Source organism: Thermolongibacillus altinsuensis, assembly GCF_004341205.1.
Taxonomy (GTDB): domain Bacteria; phylum Bacillota; class Bacilli; order Bacillales; family Anoxybacillaceae; genus Thermolongibacillus; species Thermolongibacillus altinsuensis.
The window spans coordinates 1-18825 of the sequence record NZ_SLUL01000019.1 but is presented as its reverse complement, the minus strand read 5'-3'; the positions used below and the strand labels follow the sequence as shown (position 1 = coordinate 18825).

The window sequence follows — 18825 nt, the reverse complement described above, 5'->3', positions numbered from 1 at the left end:
TTAGTTTAAAAAAATAATATCATGAAATCCCAGTTCTTTCAATAATTTTCATAAAATTCATTCATTTATTTTTTATGAGGTTATAACCTCTTTTCTCTCTTTCTTTACTTCTACACAGCGCCCTGGTGTTGGGAATAATTTTCCTGCATTTAATAGATTTTTAGGGTTGAATACATCACGAATATTGGTCTGTGCCATAATTTCTTCATCGTTGAAAATAAAGCGCATTTCTTCTCTTTTCTCGATGCCAACTCCATGTTCGCCTGTGATGGAGCCGCCAACGTCAGCGCACACTTTCAAACATTCACTTCCAGCTGCCAGCGCTTTTTCTGTTTCTCCTGGCTTCTTTGCATCAAAAAGGACGAGCGGATGAAGGTTTCCGTCTCCCGCATGAAAAATATTAGCGATGCGCAAACCATATTTTTCGCTTATTTTCTTGATTCTCTCTAACACTTCCGGCAACTTGCTTCGTGGAATAACTCCGTCTTGCACTAAATAGTCTGGAGAAATCGCCCCCATTGCACCAAATCCTGTTTTACGATTTGCCCACCATCTTTCTCTTTCCTTCTCATCCTGGGCTACTTTTACTTCACGAACATTTCTGTTTTTACATACGCGCAAAATTTGATGAATCTGCTCATCAATACCAGCAGAGATCCCGTCAACCTCTATAAGCAATAACGCTTCAATGTCTCTAGGGTGCCCTACAGGAAATGCAGCGGCTTCGACGGCCTCAATAGCAGTTTTATCCATCATTTCAAGGGCAGCCGGAACAATTCCTTCTGAGATAATATCTGACACAGCTTGGCTAGCATCGGAAACTTTATCAAAGTAAGCCAACACCGTTTGCTTGGCTTCTGGATTTTTTAAAATGCGAACGGTTATTTTTGTAACAATGCCTAATGTCCCTTCCGATCCTGTTAATAGTCCCAACAAATCATATCCAGGCTGATCTGGAATTCCGTTTTTTCCAATTTCAATAATTTCTCCGTTTGGTAAAACAACCTCTAGACCTAGAATATGGTTCGTCGTCACTCCATACTTAAGACAGTGTGCTCCTCCAGCATTTTCTGCGACATTTCCGCCAATCGTACAGCAATATTGGCTTGATGGATCGGGCGCGTAATAGTATCCTTTATCTGAAATGGATTGTGTCAACTTGAGATTTACAAATCCTGGTTCTACCACAGCCCTTCTATTCTCCAAGTCTACACTTAATAAACGTTTCATTCTAACCAAACTAATAATCACTTCGCCATTTAAAGGAATAGCTCCTCCACTTAGCCCCGTTCCTGCACCGCGAGCAAGAAATGGCAAATTATTTTCATTACAATACTTTACAACCTCTGCAACTTCCTGAGTGTTTTTTGGAAAAACAACCGCTTTAGGCAAGTGCCTATGAATCGTAAAACCATCGCAGTCATAAGCCAGCAAATCTTCTTTTTTGTAAAGAATCGACTGAACTCCACCAACGATTTTTGCTAGATTTTGTATATGTTTATCTTTTGTTTGGATTTCTTTTCCCCTCATCCCTTTCCCTCCTTTAAGCTGTCCTCTTTTTGATATGCCCAGTCTAGTAACTGCACGGTATGAACGATTCTTTGATTTCTTCCGTATTTAAGTACTCCCATTGCCATCTGAAGCATACATCCAGGATTGCCCATAGAAATGATTTCAACATCTTCAGGGACATTCTTCATTTTGCTTTCGAGTATGGCTCCTGCCATTTCTGGATTGGTGATATTGTAAATGCCGGCGCTTCCGCAGCAACGGTCAGCATTTGGCATGTGAACAATTTCCACCCCAGGAATGCTACGCAGGATGTTGCGGGGCTCCTCGCGTATTCCTTGACCATGTGCTAAGTGGCATGCATCATGGTACGTAATCCGCGTCTTGATTTCTGCTTTTGGTTTTTCAAAATCTGTGTCATGAAGATATTTTGAGATGTCTTCTACCTTTGCAGAAAATTCTTCCGCTTTCTTGCGCCACTCTGGGTCTTCACGGAATAATTCCGGATACTCCTTCAACATGCAGCCGCAACCTGCTGCATTCACAATGACCTTCTCTGCATCTTTAAACGCTTCGATGTTCTGTTTCGCCAGCTTTCTTCCCATTTCGCGATCGCCAGCGTGAACATGCAGCGCTCCACAGCATGTTTGATTTTGCGGGATTACGACATCGTTTCCATTACGAGTTAATACGTTGATCGTTGCTTCATTAATATCGCTGAACATCACATCCATGATACATCCGGTTAAAAGCGCAACAGTCCGCTTCGTTTCCCCTTTCGCTTTGATGACGTCCGCATGTTTGTATTTTTTGCGCACCGGCTGTTTGACTTCCGGCAAAATCGCCTCCATCTCCACTAAATGTTCAGGCATGATATGGATAAGCCGCGTTTTGCGCACCACCTTTTGCAATCCGCTCTTTTGATAGAACTTTAACAAGCTGCCTAGTAAATGCAAACGGTCTTGATTCGGAAAAACTCCTTGCAGAAAAAATTTGCTTACAACTCCTTTCCAACCGGTTAATGGCATTGCTTGACGAATTTGTCCGCGCGCCTCTTCAATCAGTCCACCTACATCTACATCAGCAGGACAAGCCGTTGTACACGCACGGCAATCAAGACAGGCAAAAACCGGATCTGCAAAAGCTTCATTGACTTCAAGCTTTCCTTCTGCAACCGATTTAATGAGATGGACGCGTCCGCGGGGAGAATGCTGTTCCTGACCGGTTTGCTCGTAGGTTGGACACGATTCCAAGCACATTCCGCAGTGAACACAATCCGCCCATTTGTTTTCATCTGGCGGGTCACTCCAAAGATAGTTTCCTAAACTATTGATTGTACATGCTGGATCCTTCTTTAAATCGCTTTCTTTTAGACTCACGTTATATCCCTCCTACGAACCGTTTATGATTAAGAATTCTGTTTGGATCTATCCTCGACTTAATTCCTTCTAGTAGGAAGAAATACGATGGTTTTTCTCCCCAAACATCTACTTTCTGACGAAGTGCAAGCGGCAAGTGTTTCACAACCAAGTATCCACCCAGCTGTGTAACAAAATCTCTTAGATCTTGAATGGCCGATAAAATATCTTCGCTTGCACCTTTTAAATATACTTGACACAGCCCGTGGCCTAATCCACCATGCGCCTCAATCAACAAGTTATTAGAGTCTTGTATGAGTTGGCTTTCTTTTATGACTTTGAGAACATCTAGGTTGATCACTCCTATTTTCAAGGCAGCTTGTGTTTCTTTATTCTCTGTATGCTGTAATCCATTCGGGCCGATTTTGTAAAATTGATTCCAAAATGACTGCGCTTCTTTTTGTTGTAAAATCGTCATTTTCGTTTTGGAAGGTTGAATCCTCTTGACAAAGTCCTCTTGATAATGGACCGAGCTTTCGACATCCTCAAAACTAATCGCCAATGTATAACGTTTTTGTCCCGTTAGCCTTTCAGATAAAGATGGACTTAATAGTTCAAGGGAAGTCGGTTCCAGCATCGAATCTAAAATTCTAACAACAAATGAACGAATTTCCTCCTCCAGATTTCCTTCCTCAAAGGATACTAGAATAAGACTTTCATATTTAGGAAGCGGACGAAGCTTCATGCTTACTTCCGATATCACTCCTAGCGTCCCCATTGAACCGATAAACAATTTGTTCATATCATAACCCGCCACATTTTTTACAACTTTTCCACCTGTCCGAATCACGGTTCCATTCGGATAAACGACTCTCATTCCAATTACTATATCTCTTGCAGAACCATATCCAAAACGTTTGGGGCCGCTGTCATTTGCCGCAATGACTCCGCCTATTGTTGCATATTCCGGCCAAGCAGGGTCTAATGAAATTTTTTGATGATGTTCCGCTAAATATGCTTGCAATTCTTGAAAGGGTGTGCCTGGCTTGACGGTTATTGTCATATCTCCAACTGTATGTTCGACAATTCCTTTATAGTTCGCTAATGAGAGCAAGAGATCAGCGGATTCAGTTAGACCGCCAAATCCCCTCTTCGTTCCGCCTCCAATAACTGAAATTTTTTTTCCGCTTTGATTGGCGTATTTTAAGATGTTTACGATTTCTTCCTCTGATTTTGGATAGACAATCAATCGGCCCCCATTCCCAAGCGGATGACCTTCACTTTCGCCCGCTTCCATTTGTGTTTCAGGTAAAATAGACTTTAACTCTGTTAAAAGTTCTGTTGCGACCAATACGAACACCCCTTTTGTTTCTTAATAAGAAACATTGTTTCTTTTATTCGTGAAAAAAATAACAGTAAATACAATAGAACAATGCTTACGTTATATACTTGTTGCTTTAGGCGATGCATATGCAAACGTTGTTTGAAAATCGTTTGAACACGATTTTCATTAATATGTTATATATTTACATTTATTTTTATTTATTATTTAATCACTTATTTGATTAATTTTCAATTAATTTTAAGAATTTTTTTAATAGTATAAAATATATAACACTTTCAGTAAAGTGAATATGGTTGAAATTAATTTTATGGGGAAAGAGAAATGAAGGAGATGCGTGTGTTTGTCTATATATGATAAGCTTAATTTTCCGACATAAACAAGCTTTTCTGCCACTTCTCCGAACGAAAACGCCATCAGACAAATGAATTTGTCTGTCATGCGTTTTACGTTCGGAATCGGCATGCTTCTAGCATGCCGGGGCGGCAAGAAAAATCTTGCCGCCTATGGCAGAAAAGCGGTCTTCTATTCATGATGTGATGTGTCGGAAACTCAACTTGAATCTATATAAACTAACCAAGAATTTGCAGGATGAATATCTCTCGATCAGGAATGGAACTTAAGATAAAAAAGCGCAAATCCTTGTTGTAACAAGGTTTTTGCGCTTTCGTTTTTATGACCCTTTCCAGATTAAGAAACGGTATCAAATGCTTTCGGGTATTTGATCTTCCCTGTCAATCCATCAAGTGATCGGTGTTCAAGCTCAAGAGCCATAAAAACTTCATCTGGTACAGGAAACGGCGATTCGATTCCAAACGTCTTGGCAGGAATGAAACCAAATCGCGGATAAAAATCAAGATGCCCCAAAACAAAAACATGTTTATATCCTAGATCCTTACAAACCTTCAATCCTTCGGTTACAAGCCTGGAACCAATCCCTTGTCTTTGATATTGCGGTTTTACGGCCATAGGCGCAAGTGCCAAAGTTGGAAGATTTCCTTTGTCAGTTTCGAGTGTAATTTCGCTAAACAATATATGACCGATGATTTCATGCTCATCTGTAACAGCGACTAATGAAAGCTCAGGAATGAAATATTCTGATTCTCTAATCGCTTCCACCAGTTTTGCTTCATCTTCGCGATGAAAAGCGAGCATATTTACTTCTCTTATCCCTTTGTAATCATCAATTTTTTCTGAACGAATGTGAAAATTCAATGCAAAGCCTCCTTTTTTCGTATTCAAGATGGACACGAATGCAGGGAGGTCAGGAATACATCTATTCATTTCTCCCTGCATTTGCGCTTTTGTCATCAACAAATTCAGAGGAGAATGTTCCAATCATCAACACCAGCACCTTTCATGTAAGATCAATTGATTATATGCTAGGATTAGAAATATTGTAAACGACTTCTAAAAGGATCGTTAAACCTGCATTAATCGATAAGCGATAAAATCCAATCCCTTAAATCGACAATCCGTAAATGTTTGGGAGAGGAGTCGACTCCGGTCACAATCATCGGCACCAGCGAATCCTGTTTATGCAATCCTCCGTGGCTTGCGCCTCCAACATGAGTCGGAGAACCTTCGCCAATAAATTCAGATCCGGGTTTTGCGCTTATAACGAGATAATTTTCCTCATGGGAAGTTAATGCGCTGTATAACCGAGCCAACGCATCAGGATAGTTATTGTAAAGAATTTTGTTATTTTTTAATTCAAGGTTCAAAATGTCTGTATTACCTGTTAAAGACCAGGATTGTTCATATTCATCTATGTATTCTCCGGCAACTTTGAAACGGAGCTCTCCATCGTATGCAGGGGATATCACATGGACGGATTCTTCTTCTTTCCATGCAATGACATCAATCCGATCGTCCTTTTGTAACGTTTTTGCTAGATCTGAAAGCGGTAAATGCTTCGGATTCAATGAATAAATAAACGCCATTCGCTCATTCACGCCAAGCACAATTTGATCATTTTCTTTTATCCCTTCTTTTAATTTCATCACTCGATAAGAACGAAGCAATTGTCGTAAGTCAATTAATGCTTTTTTTCGATCGGCATCAATCGGAGCTTGTCCGTTGTCTCCCATTACAATCCAACAATGATCTTTCAAAGCTTCATCCCAGGACCCGTAAGTATTTAACACGTTTTGAAGCTGCCTGTCTACTTTTTCAATCCCTTTTATATCTTTTGTGCCGTTTTTATCGAATTTAGAGGGGAATGTTTTTACACCATTCCCCTCTTTTTTATCGTTGATTAGGACTTGCAGAATTTTTTGGTAAGTTATTCACTTCATATGCAACATGTATTCCGGATTCGATTGCGCCTTGGATCCAACCGTGAGTAGATGAGGCATGTTCGCCAGCAAAATGAACCCTTCCTTCAGGAGTGGAAATATAGGGAGCTAGTTCCATTGCCTGTTCTGGTTTAAACATCGTGAAAGCTCCAGCAGAATACGGATATCGAACCCAACTGTGGCTCGCTCCTGTTTCAAACTCACGATATATCTGTTTCCCATGGATGGCGGCCAAGTTTCTTAATGCATATTCCAAGCGATTTTCATCGCTCAAACTGTCCCAAGGCACCGTATCATCCTCCCATGTATAACTAGCCAAAACAACACCTGGACCTGGTGCACCTAGATTAGAGCTCGGGTATTGAGTATACGTATTCGGGAGATCAGAAATGGTTTTCCCACCATACAAACCTTCCCTTTCCCAGAACCTGTTTTTAAACTGGATGCCGGTCTTTGTAGAGCCCACATAGTGAAGCTGCTGAATTGCCTTCCATTTATTGAAAGAAAAAGAATCCCGCGGTTCAACCTCAACAAATTGTAAAATTGAAAAAGGAATGGTCACAATCGCAAGATCACCGGTGATTTGAAATGACTCATAGATTTTTGTATGAAGAAAATGAATAGTTACTTGGTTGTCGTGCTGGACAATTTTCGTCATCTTTTGTCCGAACAGGATATTCTCTTTCAGTTGAGAAACAAAGGCTTTAGGTAGTTGATCGTTACCGCCCGTGATCTCATAGAATTCAATATTAGGGGCAAACAAGATCGATAGTTCACGTAAAAGTTCGAGGAAAGAAAGCTCCGGAAATCCTTCCAGTGTAAGTAGTACTTTGAGCAAGTCGATGGCACCCGTAGATAACGTGGTTCCAAACGGGTTATATCTCAAATAAGCGTCCATCGAGTATTTATCAAATTCTTTTACGACCAAAGGCCAATTCTTTCGCGGGTTTTGGTTAATAAAATCTGTCACGGGTTTAATTGCGTATTGAAGCAATTCCGTAGCGGTTCTACCTCTTTCATGTACGGCTACGGGAAAACCAAAAATGTCAGGGTTCTTTTTATATATCTTTAAACGAGTTTTAATTCCTCTCACATAGATAATGTCGTTAGGAGTCTCATTGATAAACCGATTAACTGGAAGGTTGAATTTTCTTATATATTCCAAAGTCAACAAATGAGTGTGAGGAATACGCATCGCACCCGCTTCAAGATACTGCCCATCCATAAAATCAGATCGCAGCGTATAGATCCTTCCTCCCACCCTTTCTGAAGCTTCAAGAATTGTCACATGGTGTCCAGCCTGCTTAAGCAAAGAGGCAGCAACTAGCCCTGCCATCCCTGCGCCAACAATGATGATCTTCTTGGGGATTTTGGTCTTTGGGAGTCCATTTCTAATGATCGAAATCATTTGATCAGAGGATAACTGAGGAAATACGTAATTTGACATACTTTTCCTCCTTTACAATGCTCATCAGACCGTGAGCTGACAAAAAGACGACTTACTGTCATCTTATTCAGCTGGAAAGTACTGTTATGCTAAAAAAAGGAGCCGCATGTATGCAACTCCTTTTAACACTGTGCATGAAATCTATAAATCTTGGATATACTGATTCTACTGCTCTAAAAAAGGTTTATGCTTGGTATGAAAAACTGATTTCCGGATCTATATATGATAAGCTTAATTTTCCGACATGAACAACTTTTCTGCCACTTCTCCGAACGAAAACGCCATCAGACAAATAAATTTGTCTGTCATGCGTTTTACGTTCGGAATCGGCATGCTTCTAGCATGCCGGGGCGGCAAGAAAAATCTTGCCGCCTATGGCAGAAAAGCGGTCTTCTATCGTGACGATAAAGATATGTCGGAAACTCAACTTGAATCTATATATACGGAAAAACAATGCTCGAGAACTTTAGTTGCATCCCCTATTCATATCAGATTTACATCAAGATACATTATGTATAATTGAGCCATTCGCTGAAGCCGTTTCCGTTACTTCATTTAACAAATATGTAAAAATGAATCACACACTTTATATTTTATGTATAATTAAGAAAAAGAAAAAGAGAAAAGTAATCAATTTTTACCAATATGGATGGTGAATTGAATTGGAAAAATTAAAAGATAGCGAATATAAAAAAGTATTACCGTTAATCAATGATCATGGAAAGACTTGTCCAACATTCGCTTACTCTGTCTTATATTCTATGATTTCTGGAGTTGTTTATGTAGATAACCTAGAATGTCCGAAAACCGTACTAATCGGAACAAGTTCCGGTATTTACTATATCGCTGGAGATGAAGCCAATCATCATTTTAATAAAGCGTTCCAAGAGTTTTATCAAAAAAAGGACAAGAAAGCTCGATTTACTTTATTTTCGTCCACTAAAAGATGGGATGAAGTCATCAATAAACTGTTTGAAGATGAAACAGTCCCAATGAAAAGATACTCTTTTTCTTTTAATCCGAATCAATACTCTTCTGAACAATTGCAAATTCCCAACGAGTTTAACGTAAAAAGAATAGACGAACATACGATCAAAAACAGTCTTGAATTCAATCAAGCCTACTATGAGGAATATTGGGGATCCGTATCAAATTTTCTTGCGAATGGCTTTGGGTATTGTATTTTACATAATGAAACCGTTGCGAGTGAATGCACATCGATCTTTGTCGGGAATGCAATGGCTGAAATTGATATTGCAACCAACAAAGAATATAGAGGAAATGGTTTCGCTTTTGTGACCGCTAAGGCATTTATTGATCATTGCTTACAAAATGGTTTTATTCCCAGATGGGACTGTGACGTTCATAACTTAGCCTCAATCAAGTTAGCAGAAAAATTAGGGTTCGATCACCCAGCAGAATATTCGATCTTTGTTAGAAAAACTAAATGAAATCATTCGGCAACTTTGCGTACCATGCTCCGGCCGATTGGCTTAATATGTCCAATACGGCTTTTTTTGTTTCATTCTAAAAACGACATATATGGACTTGCACATCGCGCCTATATTTCCCATAAAATATTATAACTTTGAACGAGGAGGACTATCGCGTGTACCCTTATTTAAATAATAACAATATGATTTACAGGCAATCTGAAAAATTGATTCGTGACATTGAAAAAGCAATTAATGGAGAGTATAGTGCCATACAGTGTTATGCTAAATTAGCTAATTTGGCTCCCACAGCGGAAGAACGAAAGCAAATCCTTGAAATTCGCCAAGATGAAATGAAACACTTTCAACAATTTGGTCAGATTTACGTAAGTCTAACCGGAAGACAACCTCAACCAAAAATAATAGAAGAATGTCCTAACACGTATTTAGCAGGACTAGAATTTGCTCTAAAAGATGAGCAAGAAACCGTTGATTTTTATTTAGATATCGCGGAAGAAACAAATAATCAATATATAAAAGAAGTTTTTCGTAGAGCAGCGGCAGATGAACAAAATCATGCCGTTTGGTTCCTATACTATTTTTCAAAACAGAGCCACAGAAAATAGGATTGATGTTTTCTGTTCACTATTTGTTCTTTACTCACCAGAAGGCGATCTTGAACAAGACATACAAAAAAAGATCGGTTTATGTTATAAATCTAAAAAATAAAGGTAAGCACATATTAGCCATGTTCAATATGTTTGCTTACCTTTTATTCGTTATTTCACTATATTGCTTTTTTATTATGGTAGTGAATAGCTATAATAAAAAGCAGTGTAGATGTAATAATCGAATAAATAGTAGAAATCATACCATTTACATCGGTTAAAACGAATAAAGAAGGAAGATTTTCGAATAAACTGTTTTCATATGTTAAAAAGATACATAAAAACATATTGTTTGCGGCATGAGCACCAATCGTGAATTCAGCACTATTGGTTCGAATAGCGATGTATGTCCATATGAATCCAGTGAAAATATAATCTAGTCCTACCCATAATGCTCCAATTGACATCTCAGGGTTACCAAAATGTAACGCTGCAAAGATCAATCCTACGATCATGGCTAGTAAAATTGGTTGTTTGATTAGTTTTCCTATCCATTGCAGTAAAAATCCTCTGAAAAATAACTCTTCTGAAGTAGTTTGAATAGGAACAAGGAAAATAGCAGCCACGAGTAACCAAATAAAGCGAGAGGGATCAAAATCATTCCATTTATAATCTTCAGGAAACAAAATAAAATCAACAATTTGACTGATAGATAATAGTGCGAAAAAGACAATAAATCCAAAAAACACCCGCTTCCAATTGATTTTCTGATAAGGAGTAATAAATGAAATGAGTGAACGTTTATGTATTGTTTTTGCCGAAATCCATATACCCAAAATCCAAAAAACATTCGTAATAGGAGATAAAAACAAATCCACCAATGAATCTTTTAGTCTTAATTCTTCATCTACTATTTTTGGATTGATACTGTCTGTAATCAGAATGGAAAATATATACATAAAACCTCCGATTACGATCAGAAACAATAAAATTAATAAAAAAGAAGAAAAATAACGAAGATGACTATTTTTTCCTAATTCAGGATGAATAAAACTTGGCTTCATATCCCCACTCCTTCTAATATAATTCATCATGTATGCTCTTATATTGAACATAGTATCCTCTAATCATTATAGTAATAATTTTATCTATTTCGGTCTTTTTTGTATACCATGGTTCGATTGGTTTGTTACTTCCTCCTCATAATCATGGATTTGCAGGCAATAATAACAATGGATGAAATTCCTATATGATCAAAACTGAGGACGTGAATGTAGATGGATTTTTTTCATGGCCAGGAATCGCTTACTGCCATTCAGTGGATCTTAAGAGCCATTGTTGCTTTTTTCTTTTTACTCTTTGCGGCTAAAATCATGGGGCAACGATCCATTTCTCAGTTAAGACTGCTTGATTTTATGATGGCTTTATTGCTTGGAAACATTATTGCCCACCCTTTATCTGACGAGCAATTGGGACTGAAGGGATCGATGACAACGATGGCGGTATTGGTTAGTTTATATACCGTTGGTGTATTTTTGAGTCTAAAATGGGGCAAATTTAGAAATTGGCTGGAGCCTTCTCCCTTTCCCATTATCAAAAGTGGGCAAATCGTTTATAAAAACTTAGCCAAAGCAAGAGTATCCATTGATTTTCTATTATCAGAATTAAGAAAAGAAAAAATCGAAGATGTTCAAAAGATTGCTCTTGCATTATGGGAGCCAGATGGCACGATTTCGTTTTTTTTAAATCCCCAACATCAAGCGCTAACCCCAGCGGATATGCAGTTAGCGGCAAAACCGTTTGCTTTTCCCAGAACAATCATTAAAGAAGGGAAAATTAATCTTAATGAATTAAATCAAATCGGCAAAGACGAAATGTGGCTGAAAAACAGAATCAAAATAACATACAATGCGGACATCAACGACATTTTGTTAGCGACGATTGATGATAACGAGAACTTAAAAATCTTTTTGTACCAATAAACCGGAATGACTGTCAAGCGTATTAGCTTCGTATTCTCATCGATCAGTTAAAGTGCTCTATCTGTTTAAAAAGCTTTAATACATTGTTCCTTCATAACTTCGAACATGATGATTCTGTCATCGAAAAGCGCTTAACCGCTCTGCTTCGCTATATTGATCATGCGCTAGAGATGAATGGACACTACTCAACAAAATGAAAAGAGGCAGACTCAAAAATGAGCCAGCTCCCTTCATTTGGACATGATCAGAAATCATCATGAGTCAGCCTCTTACATCGCTTGTGACATATTGGTTTCCTCTTTTTTCACGTTTTTCATTAACCCCAATACCGTTAGCAGCGAAACAAATAATACCGCACTTAAAATGGCATATGGGATCATGACGCTTTCCAACGAGACCGCACCCGTGAAAACGGATAACAACAAAACGCGAATCATCAAACCAACAGCGCGAAACAAGCTGTCGACACGGCCGATTTTATCATTCGGAATGAGTTCCATCATCAATGAACTGCGTGCGACTCTCGTTCCTGCATTGCCGAATGCCATACAAACCACAAGCATGTAGAAAATGAGGGTATGTTGAAAAGCAAGAAACATCGTGATCGCTATTGTATAAATCCCTACATTCATGACAATTGCAGCTTCATTTCCGATTCGCTTAATGACAAATGGAATGACCAAACCGGCAAACGCCGCGCCAAACCCATACATCATGCTTTGTGTTCCATACACCGAACCGTCTTCTTTCAGCACGGTTGATATATAAATCGGATGAAGGTAGTTCGTCATCATCACACCGATAAACGGCATAAACGAAGCAAGCAAAAACCAAAATAATGATGGATAAGCACGCATATAACGATAACCTTCCGTCATTTTATGCCAAAACGAAACGTGATGAACAGAACGAAGCTGGCGATGATATGGAATCTTCCATAAGCAATAAATCGCTACCAAATACGTACATACATCGAATAACAAAATCCAATGAAGAGCCACTTTTGCCATTAGTATACTTGCGATTCCGCCGGACAAAACGGTGGCAAGCTGTCCTTGAATCTCCAAGATTCCGTTCAACTGTTTATATTGGCTGCGGTCAAATAATTCTTGATTTAACGCAAACAACGTCGGATAAAAGAGAAAATAATAGAGAACGCCGCTTGCGTATAAAATCGCTAAATGCCATATTTGATACTCTATTCCCGCAAATCCCATGAAAGCAAAAGCGACGGTGATTGTAAAACCAATTGCCTCTCCTGCAAGCAATATCGCCTTTCTTGAAAAACGATCAATCATCACTCCAGTATAAGGCGTAAGAATGAACATCATGATGGTCATGGTTAAGGTAATGTAACCAAATAACGTTTCCCCGCCGCTTTTTTGAATTAGCAGCCATGGAATCGACAGCAGGGTCATTCCCGTCCCGACGGATGAAAAGGTGTTAGCGATGAGCAAATGATATAAACGTCTGTCACGATAAAGGCTACTCATATTGCACCTTCAACATTTCAAATGCTTTCATGTAGCGTTTTAACTCTGAAATCACTCCTTCTACTTGCTGGGCCGCTGTTTCTGTTAATGTGCCGCTAACAAAGCAAGACGGATCTAGCACAAGCTGCCGAGGAATGGCATTCGCATAAACACCTCTCATCACGATGCGCATGTTATTTAGCGCGTTGATCCCGCCTTTGCCGCCTCCGCCAACCGCAATCAATGCGACAGGTTTATGTTTAAATTCGTCACTTCCTAGAAAATCAAGGGCATTTTTCAACGCTCCGCTCATGGCGTTGTGATACTCAGGGGAGCAGAGAATCACGCCATCTGCCTCTTGAATCGCTTTTCGCAACTGTTTTACAGACTGTAACAAATCCTGACGATCTTCTCCGTTGTAAAGAGGCAATGTTCCTTCGCTTAAATCGATTAACTTCGCTCCGTATTGTGAAGCAATCCATCTCGCAACCATACCTGTTCTTCCCGATTTGCGCGGACTTCCATTGATGACAACCATATTCATTTGAATCTCTCCTTCATTTGTTTTTTCTATTTCTATTGTAGACAATACGGATCCCGCACAAATCGGCGAATGGAGTGAACTTTTCCTACGAAAATAGCCACAGCTTTTTTCAGACTAAAGTCTGAGATGTTTAACCGCATAGAGAGCCGCTTGCGTGCGGTCAGCTAAGTTTAACTTCGCTAAAATATTGGATACATGCGTTTTCACCGTTTTTTCCGTAATCATTAATGACGCTGCGATTTCTTTATTGCTTTTTCCTTTTGCGATTTCCGCCAATACTTCTGTTTCACGCTTTGTTAATTCCTCTAATAACTTCTCTTCTTTGTCCCCTTGAGATAAATGCGTGATCACATGGGAAGTCACCTTTGGATGAAGCTGGCTTTCTCCTCTATATACAGATTTAATCGCTTCGACAAGCTGATCGGGTTCAATATCCTTTAACTGATACCCTGATGCGCCGGCGCGAATGGCAGGAATCACGTGATCTTGATCGGCAAAACTTGTCAAAATCAGTATTTTTGTATGAGAAAACCGCTCTTTTATTTTCTTTGTCGCTTCAATTCCGTCCATTACCGGCATGACTAAATCCATGAGAACCACATCGGGTTGAAGTTTCCCAACGAGCGCTAACGCCTCTTCGCCATTTGCCGCTTCGCCGACAATTTCCAGATCTTGTTGTGTTTTTAGAAAAAAGACCAACCCTCGGCGAACGACATGATGGTCATCCGCAATCAACACTTTGATCGTCATTTTGCTCTCTCTCCTTTCAATGGAATCAACGTTTGAACGGTTGTTCCTTTGCCGATCGCGCTTTTTATATGAAAAGTACCATTCATGGCTTCGATTCGTTCTTTCATGCTTTTTAGCCCAAGAGACGGCATTTCTTCATCCCTGTAATTAAAACCGCAGCCTTTATCTGTAATTTTCATTTTAACTTGCTTATTTTTCACAGCAATGAAAATGGATACCGTTGAAACTCCCGCATGTTTTTTACAGTTATTGAGCGCTTCTTGACCAACACGCCATAAGCATTCTTCGACATCATTTGGCAAATCAATGACACCTTGAATGTCCATCTCTACGTTTAGCCCTAACATGTTTCCATAATTCATTAACGCGCTGGCTACCCCGTTTTCCAACCCTTGCGGACGAAGCTGCCAAATTAATGAGCGCATTTCTTGAAGCGCTTCTTGGGCTAATTGTTGAATATAATCCAATGTCTCCTGCATCTGTTCATCCGTCGTCATTTCCTTCGCTCCGCGCGCTGTAAGCATGAGCGAAAAAAGCAATTGGTTCACGGAATCATGCAAGTCGCGCGCCAACCGGTTCCTTTCCGCTAAAAGCGCTAATTTTTGTTCGTTTTCGACGAGCTTAATCCGCTTGATTGCCGTCCCAATTTGAAACGCTACGGATTCAAGCAAGGCAAGTTCTTCATTTGTAAAATAGGTTTTATTCGGTGAAGCCACATTTAATAACCCAAACTTTTCATCACCCGCACGCAAAGGAACGGTCGCATGATGAGTAATTCCTTTCGTATCTCCCCATTTTTCTTCCATTGCATCTTCTAAACGCTTGCATTCAATAATATTCACTGCTCTCTCTAATCGTCCATCGTTATAGCGGTTTAAACACCAGCAATCCCCTTCGCACATCGGTTTTTTGTTCTCCCATATGAGCGCTGGAGGCAACTCATGATCTGCGACAAGGGAATAGGCTCCCTTTTCATCGATTAAAAAAATCCATCCACATTCTAACTGTGTCACATGCATGAGTTGTTTTAACACCGTATGCAGCATTTCCTCTAAATCGTTCGCTTCATTTAACGTTTCCGCAATCGTTTTTAATGTTTGCAACTCCTGTATTCGCTGTTTTTCATTTCTCACCGGTTCTTCCGTCCCCTTTTTAGTAAGAATATTCTTGAAAAATCATGTACAGAAAAAGACAATACCGCGATCGGCATTGTCTCTTTCGTTTTACATCACTTGGTTTACATTTTGAAACAAATCTATATCACGTTTCAATCAAAAACCGATTGTTGGCTTGATCATATTTTTTATTATGCTTTTGAATCCCCTTTCAACTTTTTGTATTCCATGATTTTTATGGATCATGCTGACTACTTCTTCGAGGCTCATGCCTTGATACTTTAAAAATATCATCGTTTGATCAGAAGTTGAGCCTGCAAGAACGTATGCAGTCGGACCAAATAATTTTCCGTTTGTGATCAAAAATACAGATCCATCAAAACAGATAACAACATCCCTATGTTGCGGTGTATATGTCTTATAATCAAAAGATGAGGACGACTCATCATATCGATGATTCACAATCGTTCACCAACTTTTTATTTTTGTCCTGTTATCGTTTGTTGTCGACTAAAAAGTCTAATATCCTCCACTATTAGGTGGGTAGATAACATCATCCATGGGATTGTTTTTGTTGTGTTCATCTCGTTTTTTTAAGCTAGGTAAACTTCCAAAAAATCTAAACATCAAATACAATCCTACAAGTAAAATTACAATCCCTATTATTATATTTAACAAAGCAATCCCTCTCCTTTTCATTCCCTTTATGCCAATAACAACAATTTTTAGAAAAAAATCCATTTATTTTTATTTAGTTTTAGTTTACCGCAGGCGTGTTGATTAATCAATGAAATACAATGTGCTCATAACAAAAAAGCGCCTTTCCCGTAGGATGTGTTAAAAGCCATAAAAAATCCCCTCCCAGGTAGACTCTTAAGAACATCATGTCAAATGTTCTCTTTGTTTTACTGTCTACCTGTAGGGATCATATCAATGAATATCTCTTTTCTTAAATCGTCCACCACGCACCTCAGCCATATCGGCTATCGCTAAAAAAGCATTTGGGTCATTTTCTTCGACAATTTCTTTCAGTTTTGCTTCCTCAAGACGTGTGATAACACAAAAGATCACTTTTTTATCGTCACCAGAGAAGGCTCCTTCTCCGCTCAAATACGTAACCCCACGACCTAAGCGATTCATAATAGCCTCCCCAATGGCTTTAGCATTATCGCTAATAATCCATGCCGACTTCGATTCATCCAATCCTTTAATGACAACGTCAATCGTTTTAAAAGCGATCGCATAGGCCAAAATCGAATACATCGCTCGATCCCAAGTGAAGACAAATCCAGCAGCACCTAGAATGAAGATATTAAAAAACATAATGATCTCGCCAACGGAGAAAGGAAGTTTTTTCGTCATGAGTATAGCGAGTATTTCAGTGCCATCCAATGCGCCACCATATCGAATGACAAGACCTACCCCCATACCAAGAACCATTCCTCCAAAAATGGTGGCTAATAAAATGTCTTCGGTGAAAGCAGGAACAGGGTGAAACAGAGAGGTAAAAATGGATAAAACGGTAATTCCAAACAATGTAGAAATCGCAAAAGTTTTTCCAATTTGCTTATAACCCATAAAAAAGAACGGAAGGTTTAAAAGAAAAATAAAGATTCCGAGACGAAAACCTGTCATATGCGAAAGCATAATTGAAATACCTGTAATGCCCCCATCGATAACATTATTAGGGACTAAAAAGATTTCAAGTCCTACTGCCATTAGAACAGCCCCGATAAAAATAGCCGTTGCCCTTTTAATGATTTTTGCTGTAGATAACCGTTGATGCTGAACCTGCACCTTGCTCAATTCATTCAATGGTTTTCCCCCTTTCTATAGAATTCTATGTATTTCATTATAATAAAATTATAACAAAAACACATGAAATATTGTTGAAGAACGTACGCGCGTTTAAATTCTATATAGACTCAAGTTGAGTTTCCGACATATCTCATCATGAATAGAAGACCGCTTTTCTGCCATAGGCGGCAAGATTTTTCTTGCCGCCCAAGCATGCTAGAAGCATGCCGATTCCGAACGTAAAACGCATGGCAGACAAATTCATTTGTCTGATGGCGTTTTCGTTCGGGAGAGTGGCAGAAAAGCTTGTTCATGTCGAAAAATTAAACTTATCATATATATATATATATATCGATCATCTTGATGTTTTTCTCGATCGGCGTAAAGTGGTCAAACCCCAAAAAATAAAGCGCAACCCCTTGATCTATCAAGGTTGTTGCGCTTTTACGTTTACATCACCCGCTTGATTAACGACTTTCGCATTTTAACAAATTCATTTATTTTGCGCTTAATTCAAGTGATTTAACTAACTCAAACATTGTACAAAACCATACATCTTCATTATTTTTTATAATACTTGTGGTCAATTGGTGGTCACATGGTCAAGAAGACAAGAGTCTTACTCCGCCCTTTTTTAACGTCTCTGGTTTATGTTAATTTTCTTGTTCAACTGAACAAATAATCAGCATTCACAGAAAATCATGTAAGCCCAATCAAACTGATAAAAAATCCTATATTATAAACTGAAGTCAAATAAATGGAGGTGTAATTAAATGAGTGCTGGAGGATATGCAGGTTCTGGCCTTGCATTTATCGTCGTTCTGTTCATCTTATTAATCATTGTTGGTTGTGGTTGCTTTGGTGGTTACGGGAGAGGATATGGCTTTGGTGGTTATGGACCAGGATGGGGATTTGGATTTTGATACTCCCAGTTTGAGAATTGCTAAAATGCTCCCCCCTTCCCGTTAATTGTCGAACTACGAGTACCACGATTGAACAAGACACACAAAAAAGAGCCTACTCAAAGCGAAGTGACCCCTGTCTACTTGACAGGGGTCACTTCAGGTCTCTGCCTTCTTTTTTCTGTGAAAATCAATTAACCATGGCTGAAGCGGTATACCCCACAATCAAATTGGATACCCTATTAATGACCAAAAAAAGGCAATAGGAA

The 18825-nt window shown here is 39.1% G+C and carries 20 protein-coding genes and 1 pseudogene; 6 read left to right on the top strand and 15 right to left on the bottom strand.

The window, feature by feature from the left end:
* Window positions 1–72 precede the first annotated feature (72 nt).
* The 8 genes from EDD69_RS13710 to EDD69_RS15720 form a co-directional block, all read right to left on the bottom strand.
* Complete coding sequence (locus EDD69_RS13710; RefSeq protein WP_132949476.1) at window positions 73–1530, bottom strand: FAD-binding oxidoreductase; 1458 nt, start codon at window positions 1528–1530, stop codon at window positions 73–75.
* Complete coding sequence (locus EDD69_RS13705; RefSeq protein WP_132949475.1) at window positions 1527–2888, bottom strand: (Fe-S)-binding protein; 1362 nt, start codon at window positions 2886–2888, stop codon at window positions 1527–1529. The genes EDD69_RS13710 and EDD69_RS13705 overlap by 4 nt, the downstream gene beginning before the upstream one ends.
* 1 nt (window position 2889) lies before the next feature.
* A complete protein-coding gene (locus tag EDD69_RS13700; protein ID WP_424565369.1) occupies window positions 2890–4218 on the bottom strand; it encodes an FAD-binding oxidoreductase in 1329 nt (442 codons plus the stop codon).
* Window positions 4219–4461: 243 nt separating this feature from the next.
* Window positions 4462–4698, bottom strand: a complete 237-nt coding sequence (locus tag EDD69_RS13695) for a hypothetical protein (RefSeq protein ID WP_132949474.1) — start codon at window positions 4696–4698, stop codon at window positions 4462–4464.
* A 201-nt stretch (window positions 4699–4899) separates the two neighbouring features.
* Window positions 4900–5424 (bottom strand): GNAT family N-acetyltransferase, encoded by a 525-nt coding sequence (locus EDD69_RS13690; protein WP_243643128.1) that lies wholly within the window; start codon window positions 5422–5424, stop codon window positions 4900–4902.
* 218 nt (window positions 5425–5642) lie between these two features.
* Entirely contained in the window at window positions 5643–6323 is a 681-nt protein-coding gene (locus tag EDD69_RS13685) for a hypothetical protein (protein ID WP_243643127.1), read from the bottom strand.
* Between the two features lie 133 nt (window positions 6324–6456).
* On the bottom strand, window positions 6457–7953 hold the full coding sequence (locus tag EDD69_RS13680; protein ID WP_132949473.1) for a flavin monoamine oxidase family protein: 1497 nt from the start codon (window positions 7951–7953) through the stop codon (window positions 6457–6459).
* A gap of 231 nt (window positions 7954–8184) precedes the next feature.
* Window positions 8185–8310 carry a hypothetical protein gene (locus tag EDD69_RS15720; protein WP_279388155.1) on the bottom strand — a complete coding sequence of 42 codons (126 nt, stop codon included), beginning with the start codon at window positions 8308–8310 and terminating at the stop codon, window positions 8185–8187.
* A gap of 305 nt (window positions 8311–8615) precedes the next feature.
* Between EDD69_RS15720 and EDD69_RS13675 the strand changes: the two genes are divergently transcribed.
* Both EDD69_RS13675 and EDD69_RS13670 read left to right on the top strand, forming a co-directional pair.
* On the top strand, window positions 8616–9404 hold the full coding sequence (locus EDD69_RS13675) for a GNAT family N-acetyltransferase (RefSeq protein WP_132949472.1): 789 nt from the start codon (window positions 8616–8618) through the stop codon (window positions 9402–9404).
* Window positions 9405–9562: 158 nt separating this feature from the next.
* Window positions 9563–10012, top strand: coding sequence for a ferritin-like domain-containing protein (locus EDD69_RS13670; protein ID WP_132949471.1), 450 nt, complete (start codon window positions 9563–9565; stop codon window positions 10010–10012).
* A 161-nt stretch (window positions 10013–10173) separates the two neighbouring features.
* Here the strand turns inward: EDD69_RS13670 and EDD69_RS13665 are convergent, their stop codons facing one another.
* Window positions 10174–11058 carry a CPBP family intramembrane glutamic endopeptidase gene (locus tag EDD69_RS13665; RefSeq protein ID WP_165871801.1) on the bottom strand — a complete coding sequence of 295 codons (885 nt, stop codon included), beginning with the start codon at window positions 11056–11058 and terminating at the stop codon, window positions 10174–10176.
* Window positions 11059–11271: 213 nt separating this feature from the next.
* Between EDD69_RS13665 and EDD69_RS13660 the strand changes: the two genes are divergently transcribed.
* Entirely contained in the window at window positions 11272–11976 is a 705-nt protein-coding gene (locus EDD69_RS13660; RefSeq protein WP_132949469.1) for a DUF421 domain-containing protein, read from the top strand.
* 86 nt (window positions 11977–12062) lie between these two features.
* Window positions 12063–12173 (top strand): annotated as a pseudogene (locus EDD69_RS13655) (YhdB family protein); the annotation flags it as partial.
* Between the two features lie 72 nt (window positions 12174–12245).
* On the opposite strand, the gene EDD69_RS13650 reads toward EDD69_RS13655, so the two are convergent.
* The 6 genes from EDD69_RS13650 to EDD69_RS13625 all read right to left on the bottom strand — a co-directional run bounded on the left by EDD69_RS13650 (window position 12246) and on the right by EDD69_RS13625 (window position 17672).
* Window positions 12246–13469 (bottom strand): MFS transporter, encoded by a 1224-nt coding sequence (locus EDD69_RS13650; RefSeq protein ID WP_132949468.1) that lies wholly within the window; start codon window positions 13467–13469, stop codon window positions 12246–12248.
* Window positions 13462–13992, bottom strand: coding sequence for an NADPH-dependent FMN reductase (locus EDD69_RS13645; protein ID WP_132949467.1), 531 nt, complete (start codon window positions 13990–13992; stop codon window positions 13462–13464). Before EDD69_RS13645 ends, EDD69_RS13650 begins: the two co-directional genes overlap by 8 nt.
* A gap of 114 nt (window positions 13993–14106) precedes the next feature.
* On the bottom strand, window positions 14107–14742 hold the full coding sequence (locus tag EDD69_RS13640) for a response regulator (protein WP_132949466.1): 636 nt from the start codon (window positions 14740–14742) through the stop codon (window positions 14107–14109).
* Window positions 14739–15875 (bottom strand): GAF domain-containing sensor histidine kinase, encoded by a 1137-nt coding sequence (locus tag EDD69_RS13635; RefSeq protein ID WP_132949465.1) that lies wholly within the window; start codon window positions 15873–15875, stop codon window positions 14739–14741. Before EDD69_RS13635 ends, EDD69_RS13640 begins: the two co-directional genes overlap by 4 nt.
* A gap of 138 nt (window positions 15876–16013) precedes the next feature.
* A complete protein-coding gene (locus EDD69_RS13630; RefSeq protein WP_132949464.1) occupies window positions 16014–16319 on the bottom strand; it encodes a hypothetical protein in 306 nt (101 codons plus the stop codon).
* 468 nt (window positions 16320–16787) lie between these two features.
* Complete coding sequence (locus EDD69_RS13625; RefSeq protein WP_132949463.1) at window positions 16788–17672, bottom strand: YitT family protein; 885 nt, start codon at window positions 17670–17672, stop codon at window positions 16788–16790.
* Between the two features lie 182 nt (window positions 17673–17854).
* Between EDD69_RS13625 and EDD69_RS13620 the strand changes: the two genes are divergently transcribed.
* Window positions 17855–18121: a hypothetical protein gene (locus EDD69_RS13620; protein WP_132949462.1), complete on the top strand. Its 267-nt coding sequence runs from the start codon at window positions 17855–17857 to the stop codon at window positions 18119–18121.
* 306 nt (window positions 18122–18427) lie between these two features.
* The gene (locus EDD69_RS13615; protein WP_132949461.1) at window positions 18428–18577 is read left to right on the top strand and encodes a YjcZ family sporulation protein; all 150 of its coding nucleotides are present in this window, start codon (window positions 18428–18430) and stop codon (window positions 18575–18577) included.
* Window positions 18578–18825: the final 248 nt, after the last annotated feature.

What these genes read in the sequence shown, in the direction of transcription:
- EDD69_RS13710 (WP_132949476.1), bottom strand. Translation starts at nt 1,530, where the DNA reads ATGAGGGGAAAAGAAATCCAAACAAAAGATAAACATATACAAAATCTA.
- EDD69_RS13680 (WP_132949473.1), bottom strand. Translation starts at nt 7,953, where the DNA reads ATGTCAAATTACGTATTTCCTCAGTTATCCTCTGATCAAATGATTTCG.
- EDD69_RS13665 (WP_165871801.1), bottom strand. Translation starts at nt 11,058, where the DNA reads ATGAAGCCAAGTTTTATTCATCCTGAATTAGGAAAAAATAGTCATCTT.
- EDD69_RS13660 (WP_132949469.1), top strand. Translation starts at nt 11,272, where the DNA reads ATGGATTTTTTTCATGGCCAGGAATCGCTTACTGCCATTCAGTGGATC.
- EDD69_RS13650 (WP_132949468.1), bottom strand. Translation starts at nt 13,469, where the DNA reads ATGAGTAGCCTTTATCGTGACAGACGTTTATATCATTTGCTCATCGCT.
- EDD69_RS13645 (WP_132949467.1), bottom strand. Translation starts at nt 13,992, where the DNA reads ATGAATATGGTTGTCATCAATGGAAGTCCGCGCAAATCGGGAAGAACA.
- EDD69_RS13640 (WP_132949466.1), bottom strand. Translation starts at nt 14,742, where the DNA reads ATGACGATCAAAGTGTTGATTGCGGATGACCATCATGTCGTTCGCCGA.
- EDD69_RS13615 (WP_132949461.1), top strand. Translation starts at nt 18,428, where the DNA reads ATGAGTGCTGGAGGATATGCAGGTTCTGGCCTTGCATTTATCGTCGTT.